This window comes from Cellulomonas sp. P4_H4 (assembly GCF_056400865.1).
The window spans coordinates 223,166-242,978 of record NZ_JBFUKL010000004.1 but is presented as its reverse complement, the minus strand read 5'-3'; the positions used below and the strand labels follow the sequence as shown (position 1 = coordinate 242,978).

16 protein-coding genes and 1 pseudogene are annotated in these 19,813 nt (G+C 70.2%); 4 read left to right on the top strand and 13 right to left on the bottom strand.

What is annotated here, in order from left to right:
- Window positions 1-10: 10 nt before the first annotated feature.
- The 3 genes from AC1DPN_RS14275 to uvrC are packed head-to-tail and all read right to left on the bottom strand — an operon-like array spanning window position 11 to window position 3,989.
- Complete coding sequence (locus AC1DPN_RS14275) at window positions 11-991, bottom strand: gluconeogenesis factor YvcK family protein (protein WP_477085423.1); 981 nt, start codon at window positions 989-991, stop codon at window positions 11-13.
- Window positions 988-1,932 carry an RNase adapter RapZ gene (gene rapZ, locus AC1DPN_RS14270; protein WP_477085422.1) on the bottom strand — a complete coding sequence of 315 codons (945 nt, stop codon included), beginning with the start codon at window positions 1,930-1,932 and terminating at the stop codon, window positions 988-990. The genes AC1DPN_RS14275 and rapZ overlap by 4 nt, the downstream gene beginning before the upstream one ends.
- Window positions 1,929-3,989: an excinuclease ABC subunit UvrC gene (uvrC, locus tag AC1DPN_RS14265; protein ID WP_477085421.1), complete on the bottom strand. Its 2,061-nt coding sequence runs from the start codon at window positions 3,987-3,989 to the stop codon at window positions 1,929-1,931. The genes rapZ and uvrC overlap by 4 nt, the downstream gene beginning before the upstream one ends.
- Before the next feature lie 73 nt (window positions 3,990-4,062).
- Here uvrC and AC1DPN_RS14260 point away from each other — a divergent pair, with 73 nt between their 5' ends.
- Entirely contained in the window at window positions 4,063-4,569 is a 507-nt protein-coding gene (locus AC1DPN_RS14260; RefSeq protein WP_477085420.1) for an OsmC family protein, read from the top strand.
- 76 nt (window positions 4,570-4,645) lie between these two features.
- On the opposite strand, the gene uvrA is transcribed toward AC1DPN_RS14260, so the two are convergent.
- Window positions 4,646-7,507 carry an excinuclease ABC subunit UvrA gene (gene uvrA, locus AC1DPN_RS14255; RefSeq protein WP_477085419.1) on the bottom strand — a complete coding sequence of 954 codons (2,862 nt, stop codon included), beginning with the start codon at window positions 7,505-7,507 and terminating at the stop codon, window positions 4,646-4,648.
- 109 nt (window positions 7,508-7,616) lie between these two features.
- On the opposite strand from uvrA, the gene AC1DPN_RS14250 reads away from it, so the two are divergent.
- Together AC1DPN_RS14250 and AC1DPN_RS14245 are read left to right on the top strand one after the other, a co-directional pair.
- Complete coding sequence (locus AC1DPN_RS14250; RefSeq protein ID WP_477085418.1) at window positions 7,617-9,437, top strand: glycoside hydrolase family 15 protein; 1,821 nt, start codon at window positions 7,617-7,619, stop codon at window positions 9,435-9,437.
- Window positions 9,434-10,069, top strand: a complete 636-nt coding sequence (locus AC1DPN_RS14245) for an MBL fold metallo-hydrolase (RefSeq protein WP_477085417.1) — start codon at window positions 9,434-9,436, stop codon at window positions 10,067-10,069. The genes AC1DPN_RS14250 and AC1DPN_RS14245 overlap by 4 nt, the downstream gene beginning before the upstream one ends.
- 1 nt (window position 10,070) lies before the next feature.
- Here AC1DPN_RS14245 and AC1DPN_RS14240 read toward each other — a convergent pair whose 3' ends face one another.
- The 3 genes from AC1DPN_RS14240 to AC1DPN_RS14230 are packed head-to-tail and all read right to left on the bottom strand — an operon-like array spanning window position 10,071 to window position 13,415.
- Complete coding sequence (locus AC1DPN_RS14240; protein WP_477085416.1) at window positions 10,071-11,723, bottom strand: AMP-binding protein; 1,653 nt, start codon at window positions 11,721-11,723, stop codon at window positions 10,071-10,073.
- Window positions 11,724-11,752: 29 nt separating this feature from the next.
- Window positions 11,753-12,244 carry a GNAT family N-acetyltransferase gene (locus tag AC1DPN_RS14235; RefSeq protein WP_477085473.1) on the bottom strand — a complete coding sequence of 164 codons (492 nt, stop codon included), beginning with the start codon at window positions 12,242-12,244 and terminating at the stop codon, window positions 11,753-11,755.
- Between the two features lie 7 nt (window positions 12,245-12,251).
- Window positions 12,252-13,415, bottom strand: coding sequence for an acyl-CoA dehydrogenase family protein (locus AC1DPN_RS14230; protein WP_477085415.1), 1,164 nt, complete (start codon window positions 13,413-13,415; stop codon window positions 12,252-12,254).
- Here AC1DPN_RS14230 and AC1DPN_RS14225 point away from each other — a divergent pair.
- A pseudogene (locus AC1DPN_RS14225) lies at window positions 13,366-13,644 on the top strand (YciI family protein); the annotation flags it as partial. The gene AC1DPN_RS14230 and the pseudogene AC1DPN_RS14225 sit on opposite strands and share 50 nt — an antisense overlap.
- Here the strand turns inward: AC1DPN_RS14225 and AC1DPN_RS14220 are convergent.
- From AC1DPN_RS14220 to coaE, 6 genes are all read right to left on the bottom strand, one after another.
- On the bottom strand, window positions 13,567-14,715 hold the full coding sequence (locus tag AC1DPN_RS14220; protein ID WP_477085414.1) for a TerC family protein: 1,149 nt from the start codon (window positions 14,713-14,715) through the stop codon (window positions 13,567-13,569). The pseudogene AC1DPN_RS14225 and the gene AC1DPN_RS14220 sit on opposite strands and share 78 nt — an antisense overlap.
- A 9-nt stretch (window positions 14,716-14,724) precedes the next feature.
- Entirely contained in the window at window positions 14,725-15,729 is a 1,005-nt protein-coding gene (locus AC1DPN_RS14215) for a TerC family protein (RefSeq protein WP_477085413.1), read from the bottom strand.
- 205 nt (window positions 15,730-15,934) lie between these two features.
- Entirely contained in the window at window positions 15,935-16,363 is a 429-nt protein-coding gene (locus tag AC1DPN_RS14210) for a VOC family protein (protein ID WP_477085412.1), read from the bottom strand.
- Between the two features lie 11 nt (window positions 16,364-16,374).
- Window positions 16,375-18,480 (bottom strand): excinuclease ABC subunit UvrB, encoded by a 2,106-nt coding sequence (uvrB, locus tag AC1DPN_RS14205; protein WP_477085411.1) that lies wholly within the window; start codon window positions 18,478-18,480, stop codon window positions 16,375-16,377.
- Window positions 18,481-18,525: 45 nt separating this feature from the next.
- Window positions 18,526-19,128 (bottom strand): pyroglutamyl-peptidase I, encoded by a 603-nt coding sequence (locus tag AC1DPN_RS14200; protein ID WP_477085410.1) that lies wholly within the window; start codon window positions 19,126-19,128, stop codon window positions 18,526-18,528.
- Window positions 19,125-19,754 (bottom strand): dephospho-CoA kinase, encoded by a 630-nt coding sequence (gene coaE / locus AC1DPN_RS14195; protein ID WP_477085409.1) that lies wholly within the window; start codon window positions 19,752-19,754, stop codon window positions 19,125-19,127. The genes AC1DPN_RS14200 and coaE overlap by 4 nt, the downstream gene beginning before the upstream one ends.
- Between the last annotated feature and the right edge of the window lie 59 nt (window positions 19,755-19,813).

The following is a 19,813-nucleotide window of genomic DNA, read 5'->3' as shown; positions in this document are numbered from 1 at the left end:
CTCCGGCCAGCTAGACCGACCGGGTTCCGACGTCACCGAGGTACCCCTCGACGACGTCGGAGTACGCACCGGCCAGCCGGAGCGGGTCGTGCCGTGCCGTCCCGTCGCCCCGGCTGACCTGACGCAGCAGCAGACGGGCACCCAGGTCGGCGGCACGCGCGGCCAGCGCAGAGACGTCCTCGACCGCGGTCGGGTCCGCGATGACCGCGTCGACCGTCAGCTCGGGCGCGAGCGCGCGCAGGACCTCGAGATAGTGCTCCGCCCGCATCCCGGCCGTCTCCCCGGATTCACCCGACGCGAGGTTGAGCGTGAGGATCGTGCGCGCCCTGGTCCGGCCGAGCGCTTCACGGAGGCCCGGCACCAGGAGGTGCGGCAGCACCGAGGTGTACCAGGACCCGGGGCCGAGGACGATCCAGTCGGCGGCCTCGATCGCCTCGACCGCCTCGGGGCACGCAGGTGGGTCCGCGGGGTCTAGCCGCAGCTGCTCGATCGTGCCCGAGGTCACCGCGACCTGGCTCTGCCCGACCACGTGCGAGCGGTGGCCGAGGGCGTCGACGACGTCGGCCTCGATCCGCAACGGGACGGAGGCCATCGGCAGCACACGACCGCGGGCGCCGAGCAGCCTGCCCACCCAGTCGAGGCCCTGGACGGTGTCCCCCAGCTGCTCCCACAGCGCGACGATCAGCAGGTTGCCGACGGCGTGCTGGTCCAGGTCCCCCGACGAGCTGAACCGGTGCTGCAGCAGGTCACGCCACGTCCGGCCCCACTCGGAGTCGTCGCACAGCGCCGCCAACGCCATCCGCAGGTCCCCCGGCGGCAGGACACCGAGCTCCTCGCGCAGCCGGCCCGACGAGCCACCGTCGTCGGCCACCGTGACCACCGCGGTGATCCGGTCCGTCATCAGGCGCAACGCGGACAGCGAGGCCGACAGGCCGTGGCCACCCCCGAGCGCCACGACCGCCGGGTTCCTCGACGCGAGCGACCCCTTCATTCCTTGCCGAGGTCGCGTGCGGAGACGGACACGTGGTGGCCCTGGTCCCGCAGACGGGCGCCGATCGCCTCGCTGATGGCGACCGACCGGTGCTTCCCGCCTGTACAACCGACGGCGATCGTCACGTACCGCTTCTCCTCGTTCAGGTACCCCGCGAGCACGGGCTGCAGCGCGTCGACGTACCGATCGATGAACGTCACGGCGCCCGGCAGACCGAGCACGTAGTCGCGGACCGGGGCGTCGCGGCCGGTCAGGTGCCGCAGCTCCGTGATCCAGTACGGGTTGGCCAGGAACCGGACGTCGACGACGTGGTCGGCGTCGAGCGGCAGCCCGTACTTGAAGCCGAACGACAGCACGGAGACCTGCAGGAAGTCCTCGCCCGCCGTGGAGACGACCGCACGGACCTCCCGCGCCAGGTCGTGCACGTTGAGCTCCGAGGTGTCGATGAGCGTGTCCGCCCGCTCCCGGAGATCGACCAGCGCGGCGCGCTCTGCCGCGATGCCGTCGAGGATCCGGCCGGCACCCTGAAGCGGGTGCGGGCGGCGGACCTGCTCGAAGCGCCGGACGAGGACCTCGTCGGACGCGTCGAGGAACAGGATGCGGTTGTCGACGCCCGACTCGCGCAGACCCTCGAGCACGGGCGCCAGGTCCCGGAAGAACTCCCGACCACGGACGTCGATGACCGCGGCGAGCCGCTGTGCGCGAGCACCAGCGGCGCCGCTGGTGAGCATGCCGACGAGGTGCGTGAGCATCTGCGCCGGCAGGTTGTCGATCACGTACCAGTCGAGGTCCTCCAGCACCGCCGCGGCGCGGGAACGCCCCGCGCCGGACATCCCCGTGATGATGAGGACCTGGGGCTGGACGAGGTGCGGCGCCTCGGTCGCGGCCTCGAGGGCGGGAATTCCTGACGGCACCGTGATCGGCGAAGGTTCGTCGCTCATGTCTCCAGCATGCCAGCCGATGCGCTCACCTGGTCCGACGCCGCCGGCCCGGCGGGTCTCTCGACCGCCGGCTGTTCGCCGGCCGGCTGCTCGCCCGCCGGGTTCAACGCGGCCACGACCATTGCCGCCGTCCGCTCCCCCATGCCCTGCACCGACGCGATCTCCTCGACCGAGGCCGCCCGCAGCCGCTTGACCGAGCCGAACTGCCGCAGCAACGCCGCCTGGCGTGCCGGCCCGAGCCCCGGCACGTCGTCGAGCACCGACGTCGTCATGCCCTTGCTGCGCCGCTTGCGGTGCGCGGTGATCGCGAACCGGTGCGCCTCGTCACGCACCCGCTGCAGCAGGTAGAGCCCCTCCGAGGAGCGCTGCAGGATGACGGGGTACGCCTCGCCGGGCAGCCACACCTCCTCGAGCCGCTTGGCCAGCCCGCACAGGGCGACGTCGTCGATCCCCAGCTCGGCCATCGCGGCAGCGGCCGCGGCCACCTGGGGCGGACCGCCGTCGACCACGACAAGGTTGGGCGGGTACGCGAACCGCACGGGCTTGCCCGTGGCCTCGTCGATCGGCCCCGACCGCACCACGCCGTCCTCGTCGTCGCCCGTGTCCAGCTCGAGGTCGCGGGAGTCCGCGCGGTCCGCGAGGTACCGCCGGAACCTCCGCGTGATCACCTCGTGCATCGCCGCCGTGTCGTCACGGGCGCCCTGACCCTCCGGGCCGCGGATGTTGAACATCCGGTACTCGCTCTTGCGGGCCAGGCCGTCCTCGAACACCACCATCGACGCCGACTGGTACGTGCCCTGGTTGTGCGAGACGTCGTAGCACTCGATGCGCAGCGGTGCCGAGGCGAGGTCGAGAGCCTCCTGGATCTCCTGCAGCGCCTGGCTGCGCGTGGTCAGGTCACCGGCTCGTCGGGTCCGGTGCAGCACCAGGGAGTGCTCAGCGTTGCGCAGGACCGTCGCGGCGAGCTCACGCTTGTCGCCGCGCTGCGGGATCCGGACCGAGACCTTGCTCCCCCGCAGGCCGCCGAGCCACGCCTGCACCTGCTCGACGTCGGGCGGCAGCACCGGCACCAGCACCTCGCGCGGGACGGCTGACGAACCCGCTCCGCCGTCGCCCGAGGCCTCGCTGCCGTAGATCTGCTGCAGCAGGTGCTCGACGAGCTCCGCATCCGTCACGTCCTCGACCTTCTCGACGACCCAGCCGCGCTGGCCACGGATGCGGCCGTCGCGCACGTGGAACACCTGCACCGCAGCCTCGAGCTCGTCACCCGCGAGGGCGAAGATGTCGGCGTCCGTGCCGTCCGCGAGGACGACCGCGTTCTTCTCGGTCGCGCGCTCGAGAGTCTGGATGTCGTCCCGGAGGCGCGCGGCACGCTCGTAGTCGAGCTCGTTCGCCGCCTCCTTCATGCGCTGGGTCAGGCGACGCGTGAACTTGGCGGTGTCGCCCGCCATGAAGTCGCAGAAGTCCTGGGCCAGCGCGTGGTGGTCGTCCGGCGAAATCCGGCCGACGCACGGCGCTGAGCACTTGTCGATGTAGCCCAGAAGGCACGGCCTGCCCTGCTGCTTCGCGCGCTTGAAGACCCCCGCCGAGCACGTCCTGACCGGGAAGACTCGTAGCAGCAGGTCGACCGTCTCCCGGATCGCCCACGCGTGCGCGTACGGACCGAAGTAGCGGGTGCCCTTGCGCTTCGCGCCGCGCATCACCTGGACGCGCGGAAACTCGTCGGCCATCGTGACGGCCAGGTACGGGTACGACTTGTCGTCGCGGTACTTGACGTTGAACCGCGGGTCGAACTCCTTGATCCACGAGTACTCGAGGGCGAGCGCCTCGACCTCGGTGCCGACGACGGTCCACTGCACGGAGGCCGCCGTCGTGACCATCGTCTGGGTGCGCGAGTGCAGCCCCGACAGGTCCTGGAAGTAGCTCGACAGCCGCTGGCGCAGGCTCTTGGCCTTGCCGACGTAGATGACGCGGCCGTGCTCGTCTCGGAATCGGTAGACCCCGGGCTCGTCAGGGATCTCCCCCGGCGCGGGACGATAGGTGGCGGGATCGGCCATGCGTTCGAGCCTAGTTCGCGCCACTGACGCCGCCGACCGGACGCGGCGGGTTCGGCGCGGCTACCGTGGGGCGATGGGCCCCCTGCACACGTACTCGGTCGACCTCACCTGGACAGGCGCCGGCGCCAGTGGCACCGCGAGCTACACGTCGTACAGCCGCGACCACGAGGTGAAGATCGGGTCCAAGCCGCCGCTGCTCGGCTCGTCGGACCCCGCGTTCCGCGGGGACCCCACGCGGTTCAACCCCGAGGAGCTGCTGGTCAGCGCGTTGGCGCAGTGCCACATGCTCTGGTTCCTGCACCTGGCGTCCGCGGCGGGCGTCGTCGTCGTCGGCTACGAGGACCAGGCAGTCGGGACCATGCGGATCGAGGCGGCGGGCGCCGGGCAGTTCCGGGAGGTCGTGCTGCGTCCGCGGGTGGTCGTCGGGCGGCACGGACTTCTTGCCGACGAGTCGCCCGTGACCGACGCTCTGCTCGCCGACGTGCACCGCAAGGCGCACGAGCACTGCTTCATCTCGCGCTCGGTCAACTTCCCTGTACGCCACGAACCCGTGCCCCTGCGCACGACAGTCGGAACCTGACCGTCAGGTCCACCCGGCCTCGAGGAGGCGACAGTTCCCCTGTGGGGATCTGGACCGGAGTCGAACCCGAACTGGCTCAGGCTGAGACGCGCTCCGCGACCGGCTCGAGCACCTCGGCGAGGAAGCGGCCCGTGTGCGAGTCCGGCGACAGGGCGATCTGCTCCGGCGTCCCCTCGGCGATCACCAGACCGCCACCGCTGCCACCCTCGGGGCCCATGTCGATGACCCAGTCCGCGTTCTTGATGACGTCGAGGTTGTGCTCGATCACGATGACCGAGTTGCCCTTGTCGACCAGCGACTGCAGCACCCCGAGCAGCTTGCGGATGTCCTCGAAGTGCAGACCCGTCGTCGGCTCGTCGAGCACGTAGATGGTCCGACCCGTCGACCGGCGCTGCAGCTCGGCGGCCAGCTTCACGCGCTGGGCCTCGCCGCCGGAGAGCGTCGGTGCGGGCTGGCCCAGACGCACGTAACCGAGACCGACGTCGACGAGGGTCCGCAGGTGCCGCGAGATCGCGGGCACCGCCGCGAAGAACTCTGCCGCCTCCTCGATAGGCATCGCCAGGACGTCCGCCACGGTCTTGCCCTTGAAGTGGACCTCGAGCGTCTCGCGGTTGTAGCGGTCGCCGTGGCACACCTCGCACGGGACGTAGACGTCCGGCAGGAAGTTCATCTCGATCTTGAGCGTGCCGTCGCCCGAGCACGCCTCGCAGCGACCGCCCTTGACGTTGAACGAGAACCGGCCGGGCGTGTAGCCGCGGACCTTGGCCTCGGTGGTCTCGGCGAACAGCCGGCGCACGTGGTCCCAGACGCCCGTGTACGTCGCCGGGTTGGACCGCGGCGTACGTCCGATCGGGCCCTGGTCGACGTGCACGACCTTGTCCAGGTGCTCCAGACCGGTCACCCGCTTGTGCCGGCCGGCGACCTGGCGCGCACCGTTGAGCTCGTTCGCCATGACCGTGTAGAGGATGTGGTTCACGAGCGTCGACTTGCCCGAGCCAGACACCCCGGTGACCGCGGTCAGCGTCCCGAGCGGGAACGACACGTCGATCCCCTGCAGGTTGTGCTCACGAGCCCCGACGACCGTGACCTGGCGCTTCTTGTCGATCGGCCGACGGACCTGAGGCATCGGGATCGTGCGGCGGCCGGAGAGGTACGCACCCGTGACCGACTCCGGTGAGGCGAGAAGACCCTCCAGGTCGCCGGAGTGCACGACGCGACCGCCGTGCTCGCCGGCGCCCGGGCCGATGTCGACGATCCAGTCGGCGGTCCGGATGGTGTCCTCGTCGTGTTCGACCACGATCAGGGTGTTCCCCAGGTCGCGCAGACGCGTGAGCGTCTCGATGAGCCGCCGGTTGTCCCGCTGGTGCAGCCCGATCGACGGCTCGTCGAGGACGTACAGCACGCCGACCAGGCCCGAGCCGATCTGCGTCGCGAGCCGGATGCGCTGCGCCTCGCCGCCGGACAGCGTGCCGGCCGGGCGCATGAGCGAGAGGTAGTCGAGTCCCACGTCGAGCAGGAAGCCGAGCCGCGCCTGGATCTCCTTGAGCACCTGCGTCGCGATCGCACGCTCGCGCTCACCGAGCTCGAGGGTGTCGAGGAACGCGCGCGCCTCGCGGATGGGCAGGGCGCAGACCTCGGCGATCGACCGACCGCCGACGCGGACCGCGAGCACCTCGGGCTTGAGACGGGCGCCGCCGCACACGGGGCACGGGACCTCGCGCATGTAGGCCTCGTACTTCTCCTTGCTCCACTCCGAGTCGGTCTCGTTGTGCCGACGCTCCAGGAACGTGATCACGCCCTCGAACCCGGTCGAGTACTGCCGCTCGCGGCCCCACCGGTTCTTGTAGCGGACCTTCACCTCGTGGTTCTGGCCGTGCAGCACCGCGTCCCGGGCACGCTGCGGGAGCGCCCGCCACGGCACGGACGTCGAGAAGCCCATGTCCGACGCCAGCGCGGTCAGCACCCGGCCGAAGTACTCGCTCGAGATCTGCGCCCAGGGGGCGATCGCGCCGTCGTCCAGCGACAGGTCCTCGTCGGGGACCACCAGGTCGGGGTCCACCTCGAGCTTGGAGCCGAGGCCGGTGCACTCCGGGCAGGCGCCGTAGGGCGCGTTGAAGGAGAACGTGCGCGGCTCGATCTCGTCGAGCGCGAGCACGTGGTCGTTCGGGCACGCGCGGTGCTCGGAGAACCGCCGCTCGCGGGACAGGTCGTCGATGTCGGCGTCGACGAGCTCGACGACGAGCAGGCCACCTGCGAGTCCGAGCGCGGTCTCGACCGAGTCGGTGAGGCGACGCTGCACACCCTCGCGCGAGACGAGACGGTCGATGACCACCTCGATGTCGTGCTTGAGCTTCTTCTCGAGCGTCGGCGGCTCCGTGAGCTGGATGACCTCGCCGTCGACACGGGCGCGGGCGAAGCCCTTGCTCTGCAGCTCCTTGAACAGGTCGGCGTACTCACCCTTACGACCGCGGACGACCGGCGCGAGCACCTGGTAGCGCGTGCCCTCGGGCAGCTCAAGCAGCCGGTCGACGATCTGCTGGGGCGTCTGCGCGGTCACGCGCTCGCCGCACACCGGGCAGTACTGGGTGCCCGCGCGAGCGAAGAGCAGGCGCAGGTAGTCGTAGACCTCGGTGATCGTGCCGACCGTCGACCGCGGGTTCCGGTTGGTCGACTTCTGGTCGATCGACACCGCGGGCGAGAGGCCCTCGATGAAGTCGACGTCGGGCTTGTCCATCTGCCCGAGGAACTGGCGCGCGTAGGCGGACAGCGACTCGACGTAGCGCCGCTGACCCTCCGCGAAGATGGTGTCGAACGCCAACGACGACTTGCCCGACCCCGACAGCCCGGTGAACACGATGAGCTTGTCGCGCGGGAGATCGAGGTCGACGTTGCGGAGGTTGTGCTCGCGGGCGCCCTGCACCACCAGACGTTCGTTCACGCCCGGGAGTCTACGTCGGACCACTGACAATCGCACATCTGTTCGACGTGAGCCGACACACATGCGTGCACCGCTCGACGTGCCGCCGCTGGGTTGCCATGCTCACGCCATGACGGTCATCGACGACCCTGCGCTCGTGCCCATCGAGGAGTACGCGGTGCTCGGGGACGGCTCGACCGCGGTCCTCGTGAGCAGGCGCGGATCGATCGACTGGATGTGCCTGCCGTCGTACGACTCGGACGCGTGCTTCGCCCGGCTCCTCGGCACCCCGGACAACGGGCGGTGGCTTCTCACCGTCCGGGGCGCCGAGCGCGTCACCCGCCGCTACCTCGACGACTCGTTCGTGCTGGAGACGACGTACGAGACACCCATGGGCACCGCCGTCGCGCTCGAGACCATGCCGCTCAACGACGGCCGCTCCGACATCGTCCGTCGGCTCGAGTGCACGCGCGGCAGCGTCGAGGTAGAGCACGAGTGGATCGTGCGGTTCGGGTACGGAGCGGTCGAGCCGTGGGTGCACCACGTGACCGACCCGGACGGCGCGGACACGATCCGGGCGATCGCCGGACCTGACTCGCTCCTGCTGCGTGGGAACCGGCTGCCCGCGGCTCACGACCACCGGCACGCCGACAGGTTCACCCTGCACGAGGGCGAGCACGTCGAGCTCGCCCTCACCTGGATCCGCTCCTGGTTGCCTGTGCCACCTCGGCTGTCCATCCCCGACCGTCTGGACCGGACGCGTATCGCCTGGGGGCTGTGGGCACGCAGCTCCCACTACAAGGGCTCCTACCGGGAAGCCGTCGTGCGTTCGCTGCTGGTCCTGCGCCTGCTCACGGACCAGCAGACCGGAGGCATCGTGGCGGCCGCGACCACGTCCTTGCCCGAGGACTTCGGGGGCGAACGCAACTGGGACTACCGCTACTGCTGGCTGCGAGACGCGGCGATGACGCTCGAGGCCCTCCTCGAGCACGGGTACGACGAGGAGGCCACGGACTGGCGCGGGTGGCTGCTTCGCGCGGTCGCCGGGAACGCGGACGACCTGCAGATCATGTACCGGGTCGATGGTGGTCGAAGGTTGCCGGAGCGGGTGCTCGACCACCTGCCCGGGTACGCCGGCAGCACGCCGGTGAGAGTCGGCAACGCGGCGGTCGAGCAGATGCAGAACGACGTCCTGGGCGAGGTGATGTGCGCGCTCGAGCTGGCGCGGGATGCCGGTCTGGCCGAGGACGACGACTCGTGGTCCCTGCAACGACAGCTCGTCGACAACCTGCTGGAGCACTGGCGCGAGCCGGACCGCGGCATCTGGGAGGTCCGCGGCGATCCGCAGCACTTCACCCACTCGAAGGTCATGGCCTGGGCCGCCGTGGACCGCGGTGTCCGTGCAGCCGAGAACTACGGGCTCAGCGCGCCGCTGGACCGATGGCGGGCCGAGCGCGACGCGATCCACGCCGACGTGCTGGCCCATGCGTGGGACGCCGGCCGGGAGACGTTCGTGCAGTCGTACGGGGCCACGCACACCGACGCCGCGCTCCTGCAGATGGCCCAGGTCGGGTTCCTGCCCTCGGACGACCCCCGCATCCGGAGCACGGTCGCCGCGATCCGCGCCGATCTCGAGGTCTCCCCGGGCCTCCTTCGTCGGTATCCGGTCGCCAGGACCGACGACGGCGTCGCCGGCGACGAGCACGCGTTCCTGGCCTGCTCGTTCTGGCTCGCGGACGCTCTCGCCCGCGTGGGCGACGTCGACGGGTCGACCGAGGTGCTCGACATCCTGACGGGCCTCGCGAACGACGTCGGCCTCCTCGCGGAGCAGTACGACCCGGTCGGCCGCCGGATGGCCGGCAACATGCCGCAGGCGCTGTCCCACCTCGCACTCGTCCGAGCGGTTCACAGCCACGACCTGGCCGTCGCACGACGGGCGGCCGGCTCGTGATCACGCTCGACGAGCTGGTGATCCGGACCCTCGCGGTGGGGCCGATGGACAACAACGCCTACCTGCTGACGGAGCGCCGAGGTGGCGCTCAGCTTCTCGTCGACGCCGCCGACGAGCCCGAGCGCCTGGTCGCCCTGCTGCAGGAAGGGTCAGGGTCGGCACGCCTCGACGCCGTCGTGACGACCCACCGGCACGCCGACCACCACCGGGCGCTCGCCTCGGTCGTCGCCGTCACGGGAGCACCCTCGCTCGCCGGAGCCGACGATGCCGACGCCATCCGTGAGGCGACGGACATACCCGTCAGCCGGAGGCTGCACCACGGCGACGTCGTCACCTTCGGGCACGTGAACCTCGAGGTCGTCGCGCTGCGGGGGCACACGCCAGGCTCCATCGCGATCGCGTACCGCGAACCAGAGGGCCCGGTGCACCTGTTCACGGGCGACTCGCTCTTCCCCGGCGGACCTGGCGCGACGCGGTCGCCCGACGCGTTCGCGTCCTTGATGACGGACCTCACGGACCGCGTGTTCGACCGGTTCGACGACGACACCGCGGTGTACCCGGGCCACGGACGTGCGACCACGCTCGGCGCCGAGCGTCCGCACCTGGACGAGTGGCGCGCCCGCGGCTGGTGACCTAGAGCGCGAGCACCACGTCGCGCACCTGCCGCCGCAGGACCTTGCCCACCTGTGAACGCGGGAGCGCGTCGAGCACGACGAGCCTGCGCGGCAGCGCGTACCGCGCGACCCACTGCTCGCACCACGTCCGCACCGACTCGACGTCGACGCCGGTCGCACCCGGTTCCAGCACGACGGCCGCGACGACCGTCTCGCCCAGGTCGCCGCCGGGGACCCCGACCACCGCGACGTCAGCGATCCCGGGCATCAACCGGAGCCCGTCCTCGACCTGCGACGGGTACACCTTGAAGCCGCCGCTGACGATGAGCTCCTTGAGCCGGTCCACGAGCACGACCCACCCCGTGTCGTCGACCGTCACGACGTCCCCCGTGCGCAGCCAGCCGCCGTCGAGAAGCTGCTCCGCCGTCTCCTCCGGACGCTGCCAGTAGCCGGCGAACACCTGGGGCCCGCGGATCAGCAGCTCGCCCCGTTCGCCCTGCGGCACGTCGACCGACGGGTCGGCCGGGTCGACCACGCGGATCTGCGTGCTCGGGAAGGGGAGCCCGAGCGTGCCCGGGCGGCGGTCGTCGGTGAGCGGGTTGCCGAGCGCGACCGGCGACGTCTCCGTCATCCCGTACCCCTCGATCACCAGCCCTCCGGTCGCGTCCTCCCACCGCTGGGCGGTCGCCGGGGGCAACGCCATCGCACCGGAGATCGCGTAGCGGAACGACCCGAGCTCACCGGGCTTGGCTGCTGCGGCCAGCCGGTCGAGCATGGGCGGCACGGCCGGGAGGAATGTGCCGGGCAGTCGCTTCTGGGCCGCGAGGACGAGTGCCGGGTCGAACGACGGGAACGCGACGAGCGTCGCGCCGACGCGCATCGCGTAGCTCAGGCAGAGCGTCAGCCCGAACGCGTGGAAGAACGGAAGAATCCCGTAGACGACCTCGGTGTCGAGCTCGGCCGCGGTCCAGGCCTGGCCCTGCAGGGCATTGGCGACGAGGTTGCGGTGCGTGAGCATCGCGCCCTTCGGGGTGCCCGTGGTCCCGCCCGTGTACTGCAGGAGCGCGAGGTCGGTCGACGCGGGCGCGGGGTGCGACGGGTCGATCGGGTCCGCCTTGGCGACGAGGCGGTGCCACACCGGGAACGCCGGCGGGAGCGGACCCCGCATGGCGGCACGGAGCTTGCGCGCGCGCTGGACCGGCAGCCGCAGCTTCCACCGGCTCGAGCGCGGCAGGTCGGACGTGAGATCGACCGCGATGACCGCCCGGAGCCTGGTCTTCGTGAGCGACGAGAGGACGGCTGGAACGGTCTTGTCCCAGACGAGCGCGACGACCGCACCGGAGTCGGCCAGCTGGTGCGCGAGCTCGCCTGGCGTGTACGTCGGGTTGTGCTCGACCACGACGCCGCCGATGCGCAGGACCGCATAGAACGCGACGACGTGGGCCGTGCAGTTCGGGATGGCCAATGCGACCCGGTCCCCCGGCTGGACGCCCAGGTCGAGCAGCACCTGAGATCCTCGGGCCACCGCGTCCGCCAGCTCGGAGTACGTCGTCTGCTCGCCGAGGAAGTCGACGGCAACCCGGTCGGGGCATCGGACGGCGGCTCGGTCCAGCGCTGCTCCGAGGGCCTCGTCGGGGATGGTCACGTCGTGCGGAGGCTGCCCGGTTGTCACTGGCCCACCCTAACCTACGGATCCGTAAGTTACGGACGCGTAACCCAGCGGTTCACGGTGGCACCGCCGGGCTCGACGTCCATGCCGACGCGGACGAACGCGGCCCGTTCCAGGACCCGTTCGCTCGCGTCGTTGCCCACCATCGTCAGAGCGTGCACCTCCGCGGCGCGGTGCGCGAACGCCCAGCCCGTGAGCGCCGCGACCGCCGCCGTCGCCACGCCCTGGCCGCGTCCCTCCGGGAGGAACGCGTAGTACAGGTACGGGCCGTCCACCCGGAGCGAGAACCCGATCGTCCCCACCATCCGACCGCCCACCTCGACGACGAACCGCCCACCGCGTCCGTCCGTGCACAGCGCGATGCTCCGCGCGACGCGCTCCCGAGCCTCACGCTCGCTGACGTCAGCCGGGTAGTACGTCCACCTCGGCACGTCAGGAACGCGCGACAAGGCGTGGTCCAACCGCCAGTCCGACGGCTCCAGTGCGCGCAGGCGCCCGACCGGTAGGTCGAGCGAGTCGGGCATCTCCACGTCAGACCTCCGGCGCTCCGAGCACCGACGTCGCCACGGTCGCGTGCGCCGACTCGTCGTCGGATGGGTGGAAGATTCCCGCCAGCACGTCGCGGTACAGCCGGCCCAGCTCGTTGCCGCTGAAGTACGTGCCGCCACCCGAGACCCGGATCGCGTGGTCGACGACCACCCGGGCCGACTCGGTCGCCCGGACCTTGAGCCCGACCAGCTGAGCGAACCAGCGTGCGCCGTGGTCGACCTGCTCGTCGACGTCCCGCGCGAGCGCGAACACCTGCAGCTCGGCACCGTCCTGCGCGAGCACCGCGTCCGCGATCCGCCACCTGATGTCGGGGTCCTGCGCGTACGCCCGCCCTTCGTACTTCAGGGAGGTGCGCCGCCGGGCTGCGGCGACACCGAGCTCGATCGCCCGTCGGCCGATCCCGGTGTAGACGGCGCCGAGCAGGATCTCGAACACCGCGAACAGAGCGAAGACGAACGGGTCCGCGCTCGGGCCTGGCGGAAGCGAGCGGTAGACCTGGTCGGCGGGCGCGAACGCCCCGTCCAGCACGGTCGTCGCCGACTGGGTCGCCCGCATGCCGATCGTGTCCCAGTCGTCGCGCGACTCGACTCCCCCGTCGGCGCGCGAGACGACACCGTGCACGAGCCGTGGGTTCTGCAGGTCGGACTCGTCGAGGCCGAAGGTGGCGAGCCTGGTCCACACGGGCGAGAGGGACGTGAAGATCTTGGTCCCGTAGTAGCGGTAGCCGCCGTCGTCCTGCCGCTCGGCCCGCGTCCGCGACCCGAACATCACGAGGTCGTTGCCCGCCTCCGAGTTGCCGAACGCGAAGATCTCCCCCGCCGCCGCATCCCGCAGGATGAACTCCACGGAATCGTCACCCCTGCCCACCAGGAGCGCCGCGAGTCCCGTGACGACGAGGTGCATGTTCACGGCGAGAGCGGTGGCCGGCGCCGCAGCGGCGAGCCGCACCTGCTCGCGCGCCACCTCCTCGAGAGACAGTCCGGCGCCGCCCAGCCGCTCGGGCACGAAGGCCTTCAGGTACCCGACGGCGACCAGGTCGGCGAGGTCGTCGTGCGGGAACGTGTTGTCCCGGTCGTGCCCGGGCGCGCGTTCGTGGATGCGCTCGAGCAGGTCGTCGGACAGGAGGGTCTGCAGCGTTCGTGCCATGAACGACACTGTGCCACCCGTGTCGGGCAGGATGTCGACCATGCCTACCTATGCCGTCCGCTACACCTACGACCTGGCCAAGGACGACGTCCGCGACGCGGTCCGCCCCTCGCACCGTGCCTACCTCGTCGGGCAGAGCTCGTTGCTCGGCTCAGGGCCGTTCGTCGACGGGGTGGCCGGTGCGCTGCTCGTCTTCAGCACCGACGATCGGGCCGAGCTCGACGCGCTCCTCGCCGCCGACCCCTTCGCCGTGGAGGGCGTCATCGCCGAGACGGACGTCCGCGAGTGGGACGTCGTCCTCGGACCCTGGAGCGCCTGACGTCTCTCTCGCCGCGTCCCGACGGGACTTCCACAGGCTCGCGATCGTGGTCACGCCCAGGATGATCACGATCGCCGCCAGGGACATCCAGGTCGGGATCTCGGGGGCCCACGGCACCGGTTCGCCGCCGTTGATGAAGGGCAGCTCGTTCTCCGCCAGTGCGTGGAAGATCAGCTTGAAGCCGATGAAGCCGAGCAGGAACGCGAGGCCGATGTTCAGGTACACGAGCCGCTTGAGCAGGTCGCCCAGCAGGAAGTAGAGCTGCCGCAGGCCCATGAGTGCGAACAGGTTGGCCATGAGCACGAGGTACGGCTCGCTGGTCAGCCCGAAGATCGCGGGGATGGAGTCGAACGCGAACAGCAGGTCCGTGGCGCCCAGCGCGACGAGGACGATGAGCATCGGGGTCACCAGACGGCGACCGTTCTCCACGATGGTCAGCTTCACGCCGTGGTACTGGTCGGTGGCCGGCAGCCAGCGCTGGACCAGGCGAAGCAGGAGCGGCGGCTTGAACTCGTCGTCGCCCGACGCACCCTCGCTCCCCACCTTCACGGCCGTGTACACGAGGAACGCGCCGAACAGGTAGAAGACCCAGCTGAACGCCTCGATGACCGCGCCGCCGGCCCAGATGAAGACGCCGCGGAAGATCAGCGCCAGGATGATGCCGACGAGCAGAGCGGTCTGCTGGTACTGCCGGGGCACCGCGAACTTGCCCATGATCAGCAGGAACACGAACAGGTTGTCCACCGACAGGGAGTACTCGGTGAGCCACCCGGCGTAGAACTGACCGGCGTAGTCGGCGCCCGACCAGGCCCACACAAACAGCCCGAAGGCCAGCGCGAGGCCGATGTAGAACGCGAGGTACCGGACGCACTCGGCGGCGGTCGGGATGTGCGGTCGCCGGGCGACGACGGCGACGTCGACGACGAGCAGCGCGCCGACGAGGCCGAGCGAGACCGCCCAGATCAGGGGTGTGACGTCCACGTGTTGCTGTCAGCTCTCGTTCGAGGGAACGGCGCGCACGTCGTTCCGGGTCTTGATCAGGCTCGCGACAGTTGCCACGGCGAGCGTGCCGAGGATGAAGATCAGCGACGCCCAGATCGGGATCTCGGGGGCCCACTCCACAGGCTCGCCACCGTTGATGAACGGCAGCTCGTTGACGTGCAGCGCGTGCAGGACGAGCTTGACGCCGATGAAGCCGAGGATCACGGCGAGACCCTGCGAGAGGTAGACCAGGCGGTTCAGGAGGCCGCCGATGAGGAAGTACAGCTGCCGCAGGCCGAGCAGTGCGAACGCGTTCGCAGTGAAGACGATGAAGGCCTCGTCGGTCAGCCCGTAGATCGCAGGAATCGAGTCGAGAGCGAACAACAGGTCGGTCGACCCGATCGCCACCATCACGACGAGCATCGGCGTGAAGAGTCTCTTGCCGTCGATCCGCACGCTCAGCCGGTCGCCGTGATACTCCTCCGTGGTCGGGAGGACCTTCTTGAGCATCCGCACGGCGATGCCGTCGGGCTCGTCCTTCGGCTCGTGCTCCTTGTCGTGGTGCTCGCGGGCCAGCTTGACCGCCGTGTACACGAGGAACGCGCCGAAGATGTAGAAGACCCAGGAGAACTGCTCGATCGCCGCGGCGCCGAGCAGGATGAAGATCGTCCGCAGCACCAGCGCGATGACCACGCCGACCAGGAGGACCTTCTGCTGGTAGATCCGCGGCACCGCGAACTTCGTCATGATGATGAGGAAGACGAAGAGGTTGTCGACCGACAGGCTCTTCTCGGTGATGTACCCGGCGAAATACTGCGTGCCGAAGTCCCAGCCCCAGACGATCCCGAGCCCCACCCCGAACACGAGCGCGATGGCGATGTAGAAGATCGACCACTTGACCGACTCGGAGAACGTGGGCTCGTGCGGCGTGCGGACGTGGGCGTAGAAGTCGAAGACGATCAGACCGACGACGAAGACCGCCGTACCTGCCCAGACCCAGCCGGACACGTCCATGGATATACCTCCGGTACGAGAACATCGTGACCGAAGGTCTCCCCCGCCCGCACGCTCAGCGTGGTGCGGACCGATCGCGCCGGGCCCCGTGCGGACAGGTCCGTGATGACGACGTGATCGTGTCTGGGGTACTCCCCTTCAACGAGCGCAAGCATAGGGCACGTGATCTGCACCGGCTCCGTGACGTCCACGACCCCGCTCGGCCTCACTGCAGGCAGAACTCGTTCCCCTCCGGGTCGGCCATGACGATCCAGAAGCTGTCCGGCCCCTCCTGCCCCTCGAAAACCTGGAGCTGCGTCGCGCCGAGCGCCTCGAGCTCGTCCGCCCGCGCCCGGACGAAGGCGGCCCTGTCCGGCGGTGCGATCTTCGCGGCGACGTTCACGTCGAGATGCACGCGGTTCTTCGCCGTCTTGCCCTCGGGCACCCCTTGGAAGAGGAGCCGAGGCCCGACTCCGTCCGGGTCGATCGCCGCGAACAGGTTCTCCTCGGGTGCGCCCACCGACGCCAGGAACTCGGCCCAGGTCGCGTGCCCGTCAGGTGGCGGTTGCTGCACGTACCCCAGAACCTCGATCCAGAACCGTCCGAGCGCCTCGGCGTCCCCAGCGTCGAACGTCACCTGGACCTCGACAGCCATCCCCACTCCTCTCAGGCCGTGGCGGCCTGCATCTGGCGCAGCTCCTTCTTCATGCCCGAGATCTCGTCCCGCAGACGCGCAGCGAGCTCGAACTGCAGCTCCCCCGCCGCAGCGTGCATCTGGTCGGACAGCTGCTGGATCAGGTCCGCGAGCTCGCCCGCCGCGGCACCCGTCAGACGGGTGCGCTCGTCACGCGGCTTGCCCTTCGACCCGAAACCCGGCACCGGCGCCTTGCCGCGGCTGGTCTGCCGGCCTCCGCCCCCGAGCAGCTCGGCGGTGTCGGCGTCCTCGCGGTTCAGCAGGTCGGTGATGTCGTTGATCTTCTTGCGCAGCGGCGTCGGGTCGATCCCGTGCTCGAGGTTGTAGGCGATCTGCCGCTCGCGCCGCCGGTTGGTCTCGTCGAGCGCCTGCGCCATGCCGTCCGTGATGCGGTCGGCGTACATGTGGACCTCGCCGGAGACGTTGCGGGCCGCGCGACCGATCGTCTGGATCAGCGACCGTCCCGAGCGTAGGAAGCCCTCCTTGTCCGCGTCGAGGATCGCCACGAGCGATACCTCGGGCAGGTCGAGGCCCTCTCGCAACAGGTTGATCCCGACGAGCACGTCGTACTCGCCCATCCGGAGCTCCCGCAGGAGCTCGACGCGCCGCAGCGTGTCCACCTCGGAGTGCAGGTAGCGGACCCGCACGCCCTTCTCGAGGAAGTAGTCAGTGAGGTCCTCGGCCATCTTCTTGGTGAGGGTGGTCACGAGGACCCGCTCGTCCTTCTCGACGCGGTCGTGGATCTCTCCGAGCAGGTCGTCGATCTGACCGTGGGTCGGCTTCACGACGACCTGCGGGTCGACCAGACCGGTCGGCCGGATGATCTGCTCGACGAAGCCGTCGGAGATCGACATCTCGTAGTTGCCGGGCGTGGCCGACAGGTAGACGGTCTGGCCGATCCGCTCGACGAACTCCTCCCACCGCAACGGCCGGTTGTCCGTGGCACTGGGCAGCCGGAACCCGTGGTCCACGAGCGCCCTCTTGCGCGACATGTCTCCCTCGAACATCGCCCCGATCTGCGGCACGGTCACGTGCGACTCGTCGATGACCAGCAGGAAGTCCTCGGGGAAGTAGTCGAGCAACGTGTTGGGCGCGGTGCCGGACGAGCGGCCGTCGATGTGTCGCGAGTAGTTCTCGATGCCAGAGCACGAGCCGATCTGGCGCATCATCTCGACGTCGTACGTGGTGCGCATGCGCAGACGCTGGGCCTCGAGCAGCTTGCCCTGTCGTTCGAGCTCGGCCAGCCGGTCCTCGAGCTCGACCTCGATGCCGGCGATCGCGCGCTCCATGCGTTCCGGGCCGGCAACGTAGTGCGTGGCCGGGAAGATGTGGATCTGGTTCTCTGCGCGCACGACGTCGCCGGTGAGCGGGTGCAGCGTCGCGATCGCCTCGATCTCGTCGCCGAAGAACTCGATGCGGATCGCGAGCTCCTCGTACACCGGGATGATCTCGACCGTGTCGCCGCGGACGCGGAACGTCCCGCGGGTGAACGCCATGTCGTTGCGCGTGTACTGCATGGTGACGAACTGCCGCAGCAGCTGGTCCCGGTCCACCCGGTCGCCGACCGACAGGGCGACCATCCGGTCGACGTACTCCTGCGGGGTTCCCAGGCCGTAGATGCAGCTCACCGAGGCCACGACGATCACGTCACGCCGTGTCAGCAACGAGCTCGTGGCCGAGTGCCGCAGGCGCTCCACCTCGTCGTTGATCGACGAGTCCTTCTCGATGTAGGTGTCCGTCTGCGCGATGTACGCCTCGGGCTGGTAGTAGTCGTAGTACGAGACGAAGTACTCGACCGCGTTGTTCGGCAGCAGCTCGCGGAACTCCGTGGCCAGCTGAGCAGCGAGGGTCTTGTTGGGCGCCATGACGAGGGTCGGGCGCTGCAGCTTCTCGATCAGCCAGGCAGTCGTCGCCGACTTGCCCGTGCCGGTCGCACCGAGAAGGACGACGTCCTTCTCGCCGGCGTTGATGCGCGCGGCGAGCTCCTTGATCGCCTTCGGCTGGTCACCCGACGGTGTGTAGTCGGAGATGACCTCGAACGGGGCGACGGTCCGCTGCAGATCGGTGACGGGACGCATGCGACAACCGTACGTTCCCCCACCGACACGTGCTCCGGTCAGGTCTCAGGACAGCGTGCCCGCCGACAGCGAGAGATCGTCCGTGGTCGCGACGCAGGCGCGCAGGACTGCCGTCAGGGCGGTCGCCGCCTGCTGGGTCGACAGCCCGGTCCTGGGGACGTGCACGAAGCCGCTTCGGACCTCCGGCCGGGACGCCAGCAGGTGCTGCAGCGCGTAGAAGGTTGCGTTGCACACGTAGGTGCCCGCGGAGTAGGACACCTCCACAGGCACGTCCGTGGCACCAGCCGCTGCCAGTGCCGCCTTGACCGGCAGCGTCGAGAAGAACGCATCGGGCGCGCCCGCGATGACCGGGACGTCGACGGGTGCGGAGCCGTCGTTGTCGGGGATGCGCGCGTCGATGAGGTTCACCGCGACCCGCTCGATGCCCACAGCGGTGCGGCCGCTCGCCTCACCCACACCGATCACCAGCGTCGGCGACAGCTCGGCGACGGCGGTCCGCAGCACCTGGCGCGCGCCGCGGAAGGAGACCGGCAGCTCGCGGATCTCGAGCGGCTCCCCGTCCCAGGCGGCGGCGACCTCCCGCACGGCCAGCCACGAGGCGTTCTCGGCCTGACCCTCGAACGGCTCGAACCCCGTCAGCAGGATCACGGCTTCTCTGCGGCGAGCTCGTCGTCCCGCTCGACAGCGAGGCGCTCCCACAGCTCGTCCACCTGAAGGCGAAGGTCGTCGTCGCTCCCTGTCCCGTCGAGCACGACGTCGGCAACCGCAAGCCGCTCGGCGTCGGACGCCTGTGCGCCCACGCGGGCCTCCGCGGCGGCACGATCCATCCCTCGCAGCCGGACCAGGCGCTCGACCCGCAGCAGTGCGGGAGCGTCGACGACGACGAGCACGTGGAAGTCCTCCGCCTGCCCGGTCTCGACCAGCAGCGGGATGTCGTGCACGACGACCGCACCGTGGTCGGCAGCGGCGGCGGCGGCAGACTGCTCCGCGGAGAGGCGCCGCACGATGGGGTGGACGATCGCGTCGAGCCGTGCACGAGCCGCGGGGTCGCTGAAGACGATCCGTGCCAAGGCGCCTCGGTCGAGCGAGCCGTCGGGCGCGAGGACCGTGTCACCGAACTCCTCGACGACGGCGTCGAGTCCCACCGATCCGGGCGCGACCGCCTGCCGCGCCAGCACGTCGGAGTCGATCACCACCGCCCCGAGCTCGGCCAGTCGCCGTGCCGCGACGGACTTGCCAGCCGCGATCCCGCCTGTGAGTCCGATGCGTTGCATCCGTCCATCTTGCCGGACGCCGGCCGATCCGCTCAGGGGCAGAGCGAACGGGCCGGCCA